The following is a 13,231-nucleotide window of genomic DNA, read 5'->3' as shown; positions in this document are numbered from 1 at the left end:
CGGCTTAACATCTCTACTTTTAAAAGATTCGGTGTTAAGCTTAGTTCCGTTCGACTTGCATGTGTTAAGCACGCCGCCAGCGTTCGTCCTGAGCCAGGATCAAACTCTCCAATAAATTATATTAGAGAACCTTGATAGGCTCTTTAAAAATCTAAATTATCTTTTTTGTTAAAAGAAATTGTTAGTTGTTGTTTTCAAACGCAAGCGTTCGAAAACCGCACATCTGGCTTGATACATGTTGGTGTACATATATCTTTTTGTTTTCTACATTGTTTAGTTTTCAAAGAACACGTTGCTGGCACTTGCTTAAGTCAGCTTGTATAGATTATCACATCCGCAAGCGGTTGTCAATATCTTTTTTCGAAACCAGTTGATGTCTTACGTTAAAGACAAGCACATCTGTGATTTCGTTTTTTGTTTTCGCCGTTGTTATTGGCGACTTGTAATATAATACATGATTTTAATTTCCATGTCAATACTTTCAGTTAAATATTTTTTTGTTTTATTTCTTCATATAAACGTAATAAAAATGCAGCCTTTAAATTTCAAAAAGAGTTTTTTCTTTTTGCTGTCATTGTAAAAAAACTATCTAAATGGTAGGATTAATTGACTACTCTATACATTATCGAATAATATAAATCGTATGAGCAAGGAGATGTTTTTCATGGAGACTGCACAACTTAGAATTGTTTTTGTATTTACTGACTTAATTTTACCATTATTGATTGGTTATTATATACACCAAAAAAAATGGCTGAGCGGTGAAGTTTGTAATTGGTTAATAAAATTTAATATTATTATTGTTTGTACCGTTTTGACAATTTTAAGTTTTTGGGTTTTGCCTTTGACCCTTGAATTGATTTGGCTTCCAGTTTTTGGTATCATTTTTTGTATTATCCCCGGTCTTATCAGTGCTTTTACAGCACTACGCCGATACCAAAACCCGTTGGATCGCGGCAGTTATCTTGTTTCCTCTATGTTATCAAATCTGGGTACCCTGGGAGGATTATGCGCCTTCATTTTATATGGTGAAATCGGCTTTGCCTATGCCCAAATGGTCGGTATATTTCAAAATATGGTACTGGTCTTATTTTGTTTTCCATTAGCACAATATTATTATCAACAATATACGGCCACCACTACAAAAAGAACCCTGCATCTTGATTTTCGAAATATGTTTTTAAGTTGGAACCAACTACCGGTCCTGGGAATGTTTTTAGGAATGTTTCTTTATTGGGCTGACATTCCTCGTCCCGCTATCTTATCGACTGTATTTTCCTCTTTAATTCATATTGGTGCCTGGACAGCCCTGCTCCCCGTCGGTTACCTCATTAATTTGCATGCTGCACAAAAATACTATCATAAAATATTCGATTTGGTTCCTATAAAATTCATATTGACGCCTTTGGTTGTATATATTATGATTACGCACTTGTTTACCGATCAAATTATCCTTGGTACAATGATGGTTTTAGCTATTACACCTACTGCAATCAATGCCGTCATAACCGCTCGCCTCTTTAAATTAAATGTTGATTTAACAATAGCCGCGTTTATTTTGACTACAGTCATTTATTTACTAATTGTATTCCCCTTATTATTCTTTTATATAACAAGCGGAAATACATTATAAAAAAGTTTGCATATTTTATATGCAAACTTTTTTAGTTCCTTTATTTATTAAAACCCAACCGTTCCAGCATTGCCACGTCTTCCCGAATCGTCGTACCAGAAGTCGTCAGCATATTTCCTGTAATCGAAGCACTTGCACCACCACAAAAAGCTGTTTCGCCATTATGAGGCATAATTTTTCGACCTGCTGCTAATCTTATATTCGCTGTCGGATTAATATAACGGAAAAAGGCAATCGTTCGCAAAACATCTTCCGCTGGCATCTGAGGTAAATTTCCTAACTTTGTCCCTTTAATTGGCATTAAAGCATTAATTGGAATCGATTCAATTCCAAGTTCAGCTAAACTGATTGCCATATCAAGACGATCTTCCCACGTTTCCCCCATGCCAATAATTCCGCCTGAACATACGCATAAACCTTCAGCTTGAGCTATTTTAATTGTTTTTATTTTATCTTCATATGTATGCGTAGAGCAAATAGATGGAAAAAATCGTTTTGATGTTTCAATATTATGATGATAACTGCTAATTCCAGCTTCATGCAGTCTTTTAAACTGCTGCGCTGTCAAAAAACCATGGGACGCACAAATATCAATATGACAGGTCTCCCGCATTTCCTTATAAGTATCAAGAGCTTTTTCAAAATCTTCACCCGATAGTGAACGGCCTGATGTTACCACGCCAAAACGATGCACGCCTTCTTTTTCATTGCACAATGCATTCGCAATAATTTCTTTTTTATCCATAAATGGATATTCTTCAATCCCCGTATGATGGCAAGCCGCCTGAGCACAATATTTGCAGTCTTCACCACAGCGACCACTGCGTCCATTGATAATCGTACATAAATCAACATGATTTCCACAAAAATGTTGACGAATCTGATCTGCCCCGCATCTCAATTCTTCTAAATCCATAGTAATAAAAAACGATAGATCTTCACACCGTTTCAAACGTCTGCCCTGAATAATTTCCGATGCAAGATTTTTTGCTTTACTTTGTTGCGTCATAAACATTGGCCTCACTTTAAAATAATAATATATTTCATTTCTATATAAGTTGCATTAAATATTCTATATAGCAATCGTCAGGAATGGAATGCCTATATACCATTCCCGGCAGACTGATAGGCGAGATGTACTTTCTTTAATGCATTATATACTTTATTTATTATATTTCAGCGAAGGCACTTCGTCAACCATATACTAAAATAAGGTTAACTATTCTTTTAACCAATTATTTTGCCTTACATTTATTTTCCATACTTTTCAATAAACGTTTGCACGATCTGTGTATATTGTCTGCGATCCTGATAAACTGCACAGGCGTGAATTGCTTGCGGAAATATATGTAGTTCCTTAGGGCCTTTGACTGACGCATACAAGTCTTCACTCATTTTTGGCGGCACTAACGTATCTGCTCCACCATGAATAAACAGGATGGGTGTTGTAACTGCTGTGATCGCGGTAAGCGGTGACGAGCCGTGAAATGTATAGCGATTTTTATAATAGGATACTACATTACTATAAAAAAGCAATACATCTGGCAAAAAAGAATCCTCTGGCAATTTTATTTGTTCAATTATTTTCTCTTTCAACAGTGGCTCTAGCTGCGAATAAGCACTATCTGCTACATAAAAAGCCACTTTATGCTGCGTTTCATCAAAACCAGCGTACATAAGCGCTGTTGCTGCCCCCATCGATACACCATGAACCCCAATGATCCCATCAGGAAATTTATGTTGCGCCCAATCCACCCAGGAATCCACATCATCTTTCTCTTGTATTCCCCAGCTAACTGCACTGCCCCCGCTATCACCATGTGCTTTCGAGTCAACAAGTAAAAGATTATAGCCCTCTTGTAAATACATTCTTGCATAGTCCAATCCATATAAGCGGTTTTTCGTAAATCCATGTAAAAAAATCAAAGTTTTCTGGGATTTTTGTGAATTTGGAATATACGTTCCCTTTAATTTATAACCATGTTTCGAAATAAGTTCCACATCTTGCCAATCTTTCGTTGCTTTTCCTTCCGTTAAAAGTTCTTGATGTTTGCTATCCTCGCCCCGATGTTCCCGTACATAAGCCACATCGACTTCTTCATAAAACCAATTTCCAGCATAAAGTCCAATTCCATTGATTAAAACAATACCTATGACCATTATAAACAGCAAGAACCATCCTATCACTCGCAAAACATGCTGTTTTTTCATAAAAATGCCCCCAAAGCAAAAATTGAAAACCCACTCATTCTCAAATATGAGTGGGTTCTTTTTATAGTATCTCGTTTTGACTCCCCATCCGATACCCCTGTAAGTCAAGAGTCACATAGGTAAAGCCAATTTTTTTAATTTCGCGAATGATTTCCTCATTCACATCATGATCCAGTAAGGTCGGCAAAAACTCGGTCGCAACCTCAATCCGTGCCAAATTCCCATGATGCCGAACCCGAAGCTGTCCTTGTACATACTGTCGAATAATTTGCTCCGCATGCTCTACCTGTTTTAATCGATCCGCTGTAATTTCAAGTCCATAACTTATACGTGAAGCCAAACATGCCGCACTTGGTTTATTCCATACAGGCAGATTCCATTTTTTTGCTAAATTCCGTATATCCTTTTTGTTAAATCCAGCTATAGCAAGTGGTGATGCCACAAAATCATTTTCTCGTAAAGCTCTCATGCCGGGACGATAATCTCCATCATCATCCAGATTGGATCCTTCTACAACCTTTTGATAGCCATGTTCTTGCGCCCATGTGGTCAAAAGGGCAAAACGTTTTTCCTTACAATAATAGCAACGTTCACGATCATTTACGACAAATTTGGGATTGGCTAAGTCTTGTACCGAGATCACTTTATGTTCAATTCCAATAATTGCCGCAACTTCTTTTGCATCCGTCAATTCCTCTTTCGGCAGCAGTTCCGAAGCGGCTGTAATTGCTGCCGCCTTATCGCCCAAAACAAGCTTAGCTGCTTTAGATAAAACCGAGCTATCAACCCCCCCTGAAAAAGCAACTACGACAGAACCATAATCGCGTAAAATTTCCAATAATTTATTTTCTTTTTCCACAATCATTTTCCTTCTTTTCTTTTTGAATATAAAGCATGTGCCATTTGCAATGCTTCTTGTTGTATCAATTTAAGAGGTACATCATACTGCAGAGCCAATCTTTTGCAGTCTTCATACTCAACTGAAATATTACTTACAGCATCACCATAATAACTAATTTTACAAGATATTTCTCCATAATTAGTCAAAACACTTGTTACTGTCCGTTTGGCTTCTATGCGTTCAACCTCCTGAATGCGCAGACCAATTGTCGATGTTTCCTTAAAAATAAGGTCTTGGCAAACTTGCACATGCACATCATCAACCAGCACCGACAGAATTTGTGCCGGTCTGCTTTTTTTCATCATAATTGGTGTAATCCAAACATCTCTTGCCCCAGCTTTAAATAAACCTTCAAATACATATTCATAAACCTGTGGACTTAAATCATCAATATTGGTTTCTATTAACATTTTTTTTGATTTCTTATTTACAAACTCGATATGCCCGATATACATACGCAAAACATTTGGTATAACAAGATCCCATGTTCCCGCACCATACGCAACCATCTTATGTGTAAATCCATCTGGTAAATCTGTTGTATCCACATTCGCTAAGGCTTTAATCACAGCTGCCCCAGTTGGCGTAACCAGTTCTTTCTCAATAGTACCACCATAAAAAGAAATATTTTTGAGAAGTTCTGCCGTTGCTGGTGCTGGTACTGGCATCAAACCATGCGCACATTTCACAAAGCCGCCACCAACATTTAGTTTTGACACATATATTTTTTCAATTTGCAAATATTGAAGGCAAATTGCCGTTCCAACAATATCAACAATAGAGTCTATCGCTCCAACTTCATGAAAATGCACTTCATGAGCTGGCTTTCCATGCACTTTTCCCTCAGCTTGTGCCAATGTTTCAAAAATCAAAATACTAGTTTTCTTAACGGATAAATCCAAGGTAGACATTTCAATGAGTCGACGAATATCGGTCATAGTCCGATGTAAATGTCCATCTACCGGCTCATGATGATGACTATGGTCGTCATGATCATTATGGTCATGGCTGTGATGTAAAGTCACGGTTTTTGCACGGCTTGGTAATAAATCAACCTCAACATACAAGGCTTCGATACCATTTTTGTTTACCTTTGTTACAATAAGCTGAAATTCATCTGCCAAAGATAATTTGCTAAGTTCCGTCTTTAAGTAGCTTTCCGGCACTCCAGCCTGTAAAAATGCTCCTAAAAGCATATTACCGCTAATGCCCGCAAAGCAGTCCAAATAAATAGCGTTCAATTCATTCACCTCATATGATTTATGGTACTTGCTAATTTCCCCGCACCAAAACCATTATCTATATTCATTACAGCAACCCCGGCTGCACAGCTGTTAAGCATGGATAAAAGAGCTGCCAGTCCTTGAAAAGAAGCACCATAACCAATACTTGTCGGCACCGCAATTACAGGTTTATCAGTAAGCCCCCCCACAACACTTGCCAAGGCACCTTCCATTCCAGCAATTACAACAATGACATTAGCAGCATCAATCAAATATTTTTTAGCAAAAAGCCGATGAATCCCGGCCACGCCCACATCATAACAAGTAACGACAACATTCCCCATAAGTTCGGCCGTCATTTTCGCTTCTTCAGCAACCGGAATATCGCTTGTCCCGGCTGTCAAAATTAAGATACTTCGTGCCTGATCGATAGGTTTTTGCTGCCGCTTAAGAAAAATAACCCGTGCCAATTCGTTATATTCAGCTTCGGGGAGTTTGCAAAAAACCGCTTCATACATTTCTGGCGTCGCCCGAGAAGCTAAAATATTGCTTTGACTTTCCTTCGCTAAGCGTTGCATAATTTCAACAATCTGTTCAATGGTTTTTCCTTGGCAAAAAACAACTTCGGGAAAACCTTGTCGCATGCTGCGATGATGATCCAGCTTCGCAAAACCGATATCCTCATAAGGGATTTTTTTTATTTTTTCTACTACAGCATCACCAGAAATACTGCCATCTTTAAACGCCTGAAGCAAATCTAAAATTTCTTTTTCATTCATATATTCTCACCACTTCACTCTATATCAGACTTCATATGATTTGATTCGATAAATATTTTTCTATTTTCACTATATAAAACGAATTAGAATACGCTATATATATGATTTTATTATAATATCTAGAGTCAACTCTAAGTCAAGTCTGATTCGTCATAAATTTAAAAAAAGACCGAAAATCAGCTTCTGCCATTTCGATCTTTTTCTCACAAACTATACGGTTCCTTTTCAGGTTGAATGTCTCACAATCAATTCACACTCCAGCTCAATCAGCCGCGGTGCTGCGTTATGATTGCGATGTATCCGAAACATCATCCGTTTTACTGCTTCACGCCCAATTTTATAACTTGGTTGAGCCACAACCGTCAGGCCGCCACCAACAAGTTCTGTCCAGTTCCAATTATTGAATCCGCACAAACCCAAATCGTCCGGACAATGAATACCCATCCGTTGCAAAGCTTTTACAATATGCAGTGTAACAACACCATTGGCTGTATAAATTGCTTTTCGCTCTGAACCATTGGCATCTATAAACTGTTGTACCAGTTTTTCAACAGCCAGAGATGACTTATCTTCCATAATATATACTTGTGGTTCAATATGAAGAACTTCTTTACAGGCTGCAACATAAGCTTTATGGCGCAAAATCCTTGCACCGTTATTAAGCGGTTCCACAAACCAGCCTACTCTAGTAAAGCCACGTTGTTTTAAATGCTCCGCTACCTTTATCGTGATTGGATAATCTGCCGACCGGATTGTATCAAACATTTTTTCCTCAATTGCACGATCCGCAAGAATAAGCGGAACATTCCCCTTGCCAATTTGTCGTAAAAAATCATCATTTTGTCCCGTCGTATTAACAATAATCCCTTCAACGCGCTGATCAAGCATCGATAAAATATAATCACGTTCTTTTTTAGGGTTATCATTGGTATTCGTAATCAAAACTCCATAGCCATAACGTTCACAACAGTCACTAATTCCTTTGAGCAAAATAGAAGAAAAAGGACTGCCAATATCCGATACAATAACACCAATAATCCGGCTGCGCTTTGATTTTAGGCTGCGTGCCAGATTATTCGGACGATAGCCAAGTTCTTCAATCACACGGGCAATTTTTTCTTTTGAGTCTTGTGACATGAATTCAAATTTACCATTTAAATATCTGGATATCGTCGTCTTTGATACTCCAGCTTTTTCGGCAACTTCTACAATGGTTATATTTTTTTTCACATTTTGTACCTCTATATTAAAATTTCATTTATTCTTAACAATTTTACGGTTCTTTATAAGTATACAATTCATTTTATAAACATTCAACCAATTCTATAGAATTACAAAATAATGAGAGAATCCATATACAGATTCTCTCATTATTATTCATTAATCTATTTTTTAATTTTGCCGTTTTTTCTTGTAGCAATACCATACCATGAGAGCAATAGCCGCTGCAAAAACAAATACAAGACTCGCTTCATGACCGACCTGTCGCATAACTTGCCAATTCTCACCAAGGATCATTCCACAATACAAAATTAAGATCGTCCATGGCAGAGAACCTAAAAACGTATAAAATATAAACTGTTTAAAGGATACTTTGGCAAAACCAGCTGGAAGTGAAATAAAGGTTCTGACCACTGGCAAAATCCGACTGAAAAATACAGCTTTAATACCATATTTATCAAACCAACGCTGTGCTGTATCAACATGGGATGGTGACATTAAAAAATACTTTCCATATTTATTAACAAAAGGTCGGCCACCATAATAACCAACATAATAAGCAAAAATTGAACCTAGCATCCCGCCAATCATTCCAGCAACTACCGCACCCGAAAAATCCATCTGCCCGGCAAAAACAAGATAACCGGCAAAACCTAAAACAAGTTCGCTCGGAATCGGGATACAAGCATTTTCCATCGCCATTAATACAGCAACAGCAACGTATCCCCATGTACTAATAAAATCAAGAAAAATTTGTGATAGTTGTTCCATTCAATCCTTCTCTCCCTGCCTGTAAGCATGTTTAATAAATTTATTTAAAGATCACTCTATTTAAAGTATACACTATCAATACAAAATCATAAAATTTTTTCTGTATAAACTGCATTCTATATATTAAAACAATCGTTTTTACTAAAAAGAACTCGATACACTAACCCCTGATGCTTGAACTGCCAGAGCTTCATATAGCCCAAATATTCCAAACGCAATAAAAATAATAGCTGCACCCCACTTCATCGTCTTTTCGGGAATCTTTTTATTTAAAACAATTCCAAGGACAATTCCCAATCCATCTGCCAGCATCATACCAGTCGTCGTCCCCAGCCAAATGGGAATAATCGCATTAAATTGCGCCGCTAAGGCAATTGTGGCAAACTGCGTCTTATCTCCCATTTCTGCCAGAAAAAATGCAATCGTCACGGTCCAAAACGGTCCGTGCCTGGAATCACTGGTCTCATCCCCTAATTCATCACCACGAATTGTCCATAAACCAAATACGATAAAAGATAAAGCTGCGGCAATTTGAATATAATACAAAGGAATAAATTCATTTAAATACGCCCCAACAACCACCGCTAATAAATGGTTAAAAACTGTAGCCGCAAAAACCCCTTTCATGACCACTTTCCAAGGATATTTCGTAGCAAACGCCATAGCTAAAAGCTGCGTCTTATCTCCCATTTCAGCTAAAACAACAAAAACTAACGCGGTTAAAAAAGCTGTCATCTTATTCTCTCCTTCTTTCGACCAAACACGAAATAACAACTTTAGAAAATGATTCCATAAAAAAAGCGAGACCTTTAGCGTGATAAAAAATAATCACGCTAAAGGTCTCGCTTTTGATTTATAAAATCAATCAGATAAGCCAGATAGCATTACACCACCAGTATGTTGACTTATCCCAAAGAGCTACTCCCCTTTAGTAAAATACACATTCAAATCGTACTAAAAAATGACCCAACTGTCAAGATAAAAAAGCTGACAACCATGCATCCGCATCATTGTCAGCCCTTTGCTTTCATAGATTCTTCATCATAAAACAAGTTTTAAATTCAATCCTTTTACTTTAATTTTTTGATCTTTTCTTCAATATGTTCTAACAGTTCAATATAAGATGCTCCATTATGAGGATAAATCGCTGCCCCCACACTACACGTTGCATCCGGCGCATAAAGTTCTGAATTCCCGCCATTGAAAATGCCACTCAGCTTGCCTGCTTTGATATCAACAATACCAATTTCAGCAATATCTTTCATTAATACAACAAACCGCGAACCGCCCACACGTCCCAGGATATCACTACAACGAAATAATTTTTGAATTTCTTTACTCAAGCCATGCAAAACCTGGTCACCATAATGATGCCCCCTCGTATCATTAATTTGCTGAAAATTATCAATATCTAATAGCAAAAGCGCACTTACGACCTGACCGCCTTTTCCTGATAAATAAAGATCAATGGCTTTTTCTGTACCCGCACGATTATACAGCCCCGTAAGTGGATCTTGTTCTGAACGAAAACGAAGTGTATCACATTCTCGCATCCTTTCATCGACATTCCACATAACACCAATTGTATGCGTGATTTTACCAGCATCATCTTTGATTTGTTCGCTCGTAATTTCATACCAGTAAAATTTTCCTTGTGGATTCAACGGCAAATCGATAAGCACTTCTTGGGATTTACAATTTTGTCCTGTATAAATTGCCAAAAGTTTATCAAAAAAATCAACATGTACGAGATTTCTATTCACCGTGAAAAGTTTTTTGCGATACTGCTCAATGCATTTCTTATCATGGGGATGTTTTGCATCACTAAAAGCCATGATATCTTTTGCAATATCATATTCATACGTAATGGCATCCAGATGTGTTAACAGTAAATGGTAGCGTTCCTTATCATAATGCAATCTTGACTCTAAACATGCTTCCATGATTATATGCCCTCCTTTCAAGGCCAATAAATTCATAACATAAAGCAAGCGGATGAATCACATAAAGAATTTTTTATTTTTACCAAATATTCGGTTTTTTCATTTAGTAAAAACAGACTCGTTCCCCCAGAAAAGCAATCCAAAGAACTTTTTATTTAAAATTCCAAAGTAACCCTCCAGTCTAACTTTATCTTGTTTTCATTATACAACAAAGTACATTTCTCTGTACACATTTATGTCCCTTTTGATAAAATTTTATATTCTTTTTCATGGAAACTATTGTATAATTAAGGTATTAACTTACTTTATCCAATAGCAGCTTCAAACTATTTCCGCCGTGAGCCAATCAGGAGGATTTTATGGAGAAAAATAATAATGGAATATTGAAATTTTTGATTTTTGTACTGCTTGGATTTCTCTTCACATGGGCTGTCTCACATTTGTATTTTATACACTTAATGGATTTCAAAAAAACAATGGGGCCTTCATAATTTTCCATTAATTTTCTTTCATAAGTAAAAAACGACGATAAAAGCCAAATTTATTTCACGTAACAGAAAACACACCAAGAGGATCACCCGTGAAAGTGATCCTCTTAATGTTATGCTTTTTTTCCATTTTGTACACTGAAGTATTCTCGATCCAAAATGCCTAAAATTACAAGATTTTCATAAATTCCATCGGTCAAAATTGTTTCTCTGATAAGCCCTTCTCGCTGAAAACCAGCTTTCTCATAAACATGCAATGCCCTTGCGTTATGATCTTTGCAATCGAGCCAGGCGCGATGAAACTTAAGATCATCAAATGCCCACGAAAGCAACATTTGCAGTGTTTCCTGTCCATAACCTTTTCCTTTTACTGCTAAAATAATCCGCGTAAATTCAATTTCTTTGGCTGGATTATCAAGACCGGCAATCATCAAAAAACCTACTTTTTCAAGACCGTCGAGCGTTTCTATAATAAGGTGCACGGCCCCTTTTGTATTGAGTGTCGACATATGTGTGGCACGTGTATAAGGAATAACGTATTTTGCGTTGTCCGATATATATTCAGCATCCATAATATAGTCCAAATCCACTTCATCAGCTTGGCGAAAACGCAAGCGTTTTCCTGCTTTTACAATCATTTCTTTTTTCATATTCTGCCCCCATTTCATTTCGTTCTTCCTAGTAATCGTTAGCTAAAAAGTTAAAAAGTCCTGCACAAAAGCAACAAATTTCCTACTAATCAAAATTTCTGTTTTGTAGTATAATGATTGAGCGTAACATTTTTGCCATAAACAAAAGTGAATTTTTCTTTTAGGAGGGCCTCCCTTTGTTCTATGATTTAACTATAAACTGGCAACATATATTCCAGATACTTTTTATTCCTCTATGTATCCAGATTGCCGCCTTAGGCATCGGTATTTTTTTAAATAAGCTTATAAACCGTAAGCTTAACAGCAAATTAGCTTTAAAACCAGAATCCATACAATATGTTTTTGTCAATGCATTACGTGGTATGTCTATTTCCTGGTGCTCTGGTGTTGGTCTTTATTGGACCATTCACGCCCTCGACATTCCCCCGACCGTGCAGCAAATGCTTTCTTATATTCTATTCACGGTCATCATTTTTACGCTTACACGGGTGATCGCACGAACCCTGGTCGGAATGATCGATATGCAGACAAAACGAAGCAGCCCGGAAATGCCTAAAACTTCACTTTTAACCAATACCGTCAATATTATTATCTATACCATAGGCATCCTCGTCATATTACAGTCTTATGGTATTTCGATTACCCCAATCATAACCGCATTGGGTGTTGGCGGTATGGCCCTGGCCTTGGGGCTTCAGGAGACTTTAACGAATATTTTTTCCGGTTTGCATTTAATTCTTTCCAAACAACTCCGCTTAGGTGACTATATTGAACTCAGTACGGGGGAAGTCGGCTGTGTTAAAGATATTACGTGGCGTTTTACTTCTATTCAATCACTATCCAATAATATCATTATCGTTCCGAATCAAAAAATTGCCTCAGCAATTTTAACGAATTACAGTATGCCAAAACAAGATATTTCGGTCCGCATTGCCGTTGGCATAAGTTATGATAGTGACTTAGATGAAGTGGAACGTATCACATTAGAGGTAGCACGCGAGATTATGCAGCTGGATGAAGGGGCTATCAATTATGAACCGTCTATATCCTTTCATACATTTGCCGAGTATAGTATAAATTTTAATGTCTTTTTACGTGCCAGCCAATTTTCGAATCAATACCTGTTAAAACACGAATTCATAAAAGCCTTAACAAAACGCTATCGTAAGGAAGGTATTGTCATTCCCTTCCCAATTCGAACAATTCATCAGGAAAAACAGTCCACTTAGTTAAAAAATTTGCCAGCTGATCATACTCTGGCAAATTTTTTAATAAAAAGTTTTATACAAAATAATCTTCAGCCCCTGCTGTAAGTGCACGAAACATCTTGTAAATGAGTAAGATTACCTAACATAACAATGCACTTTATTTGTATTATTATAAATAAAATCGCCTTGGATAATACTACATG

12 protein-coding genes are annotated in these 13,231 nt (G+C 37.1%); 2 read left to right on the top strand and 10 right to left on the bottom strand.

The window, feature by feature from the left end; translation table 11 throughout:
- The first annotated feature begins 664 nt into the window (after nucleotides 1–664).
- Nucleotides 665–1,633 carry an AEC family transporter gene (locus tag BMY14_RS10560; protein WP_091831552.1) on the top strand — a complete coding sequence of 323 codons (969 nt, stop codon included), beginning with the start codon at nucleotides 665–667 and terminating at the stop codon, nucleotides 1,631–1,633.
- 40 nt (nucleotides 1,634–1,673) lie between these two features.
- On the opposite strand, the gene bioB is transcribed toward BMY14_RS10560, so the two are convergent.
- The 10 genes from bioB to BMY14_RS10510 all read right to left on the bottom strand — a co-directional run bounded on the left by bioB (nucleotide 1,674) and on the right by BMY14_RS10510 (nucleotide 11,820).
- The gene (bioB, locus tag BMY14_RS10555; RefSeq protein ID WP_091831550.1) at nucleotides 1,674–2,642 is read right to left on the bottom strand and encodes a biotin synthase BioB; all 969 of its coding nucleotides are present in this window, start codon (nucleotides 2,640–2,642) and stop codon (nucleotides 1,674–1,676) included.
- A gap of 242 nt (nucleotides 2,643–2,884) precedes the next feature.
- Nucleotides 2,885–3,844, bottom strand: coding sequence for an alpha/beta hydrolase (locus tag BMY14_RS10550; protein WP_091831548.1), 960 nt, complete (start codon nucleotides 3,842–3,844; stop codon nucleotides 2,885–2,887).
- Nucleotides 3,845–3,905: 61 nt separating this feature from the next.
- On the bottom strand, nucleotides 3,906–4,709 hold the full coding sequence (gene larE / locus BMY14_RS10545; protein WP_091831546.1) for an ATP-dependent sacrificial sulfur transferase LarE: 804 nt from the start codon (nucleotides 4,707–4,709) through the stop codon (nucleotides 3,906–3,908).
- Nucleotides 4,706–5,986 (bottom strand): nickel pincer cofactor biosynthesis protein LarC, encoded by a 1,281-nt coding sequence (gene larC / locus BMY14_RS10540; RefSeq protein WP_091831544.1) that lies wholly within the window; start codon nucleotides 5,984–5,986, stop codon nucleotides 4,706–4,708. The genes larE and larC overlap by 4 nt, the downstream gene beginning before the upstream one ends.
- Nucleotides 5,987–5,991: 5 nt before the next feature.
- Complete coding sequence (gene larB, locus BMY14_RS10535) at nucleotides 5,992–6,747, bottom strand: nickel pincer cofactor biosynthesis protein LarB (RefSeq protein ID WP_019553589.1); 756 nt, start codon at nucleotides 6,745–6,747, stop codon at nucleotides 5,992–5,994.
- Nucleotides 6,748–6,972: 225 nt separating this feature from the next.
- Nucleotides 6,973–7,977: a LacI family DNA-binding transcriptional regulator gene (locus BMY14_RS10530; protein WP_091831543.1), complete on the bottom strand. Its 1,005-nt coding sequence runs from the start codon at nucleotides 7,975–7,977 to the stop codon at nucleotides 6,973–6,975.
- A 162-nt stretch (nucleotides 7,978–8,139) separates the two neighbouring features.
- Nucleotides 8,140–8,739: a DedA family protein gene (locus tag BMY14_RS10525; RefSeq protein WP_091831541.1), complete on the bottom strand. Its 600-nt coding sequence runs from the start codon at nucleotides 8,737–8,739 to the stop codon at nucleotides 8,140–8,142.
- Nucleotides 8,740–8,880: 141 nt separating this feature from the next.
- Nucleotides 8,881–9,474, bottom strand: coding sequence for a TMEM165/GDT1 family protein (locus BMY14_RS10520; RefSeq protein ID WP_091831539.1), 594 nt, complete (start codon nucleotides 9,472–9,474; stop codon nucleotides 8,881–8,883).
- A 335-nt stretch (nucleotides 9,475–9,809) separates the two neighbouring features.
- Nucleotides 9,810–10,682, bottom strand: coding sequence for a GGDEF domain-containing protein (locus tag BMY14_RS10515; RefSeq protein ID WP_019553585.1), 873 nt, complete (start codon nucleotides 10,680–10,682; stop codon nucleotides 9,810–9,812).
- Between the two features lie 601 nt (nucleotides 10,683–11,283).
- Nucleotides 11,284–11,820 (bottom strand): GNAT family N-acetyltransferase, encoded by a 537-nt coding sequence (locus tag BMY14_RS10510; protein ID WP_091831537.1) that lies wholly within the window; start codon nucleotides 11,818–11,820, stop codon nucleotides 11,284–11,286.
- 176 nt (nucleotides 11,821–11,996) lie between these two features.
- On the opposite strand from BMY14_RS10510, the gene BMY14_RS10505 reads away from it, so the two are divergent.
- On the top strand, nucleotides 11,997–13,049 hold the full coding sequence (locus BMY14_RS10505) for a mechanosensitive ion channel family protein (protein WP_019553582.1): 1,053 nt from the start codon (nucleotides 11,997–11,999) through the stop codon (nucleotides 13,047–13,049).
- The last annotated feature ends 182 nt before the right edge of the window (nucleotides 13,050–13,231 follow it).

The organism is Propionispira arboris (genome assembly GCF_900109225.1).
GTDB lineage: Bacteria > Bacillota > Negativicutes > Selenomonadales > Selenomonadaceae > Propionispira > Propionispira arboris.
Note: the sequence above shows the minus strand (reverse complement) of the source record. Positions and strands in the feature narration are given on the sequence as shown.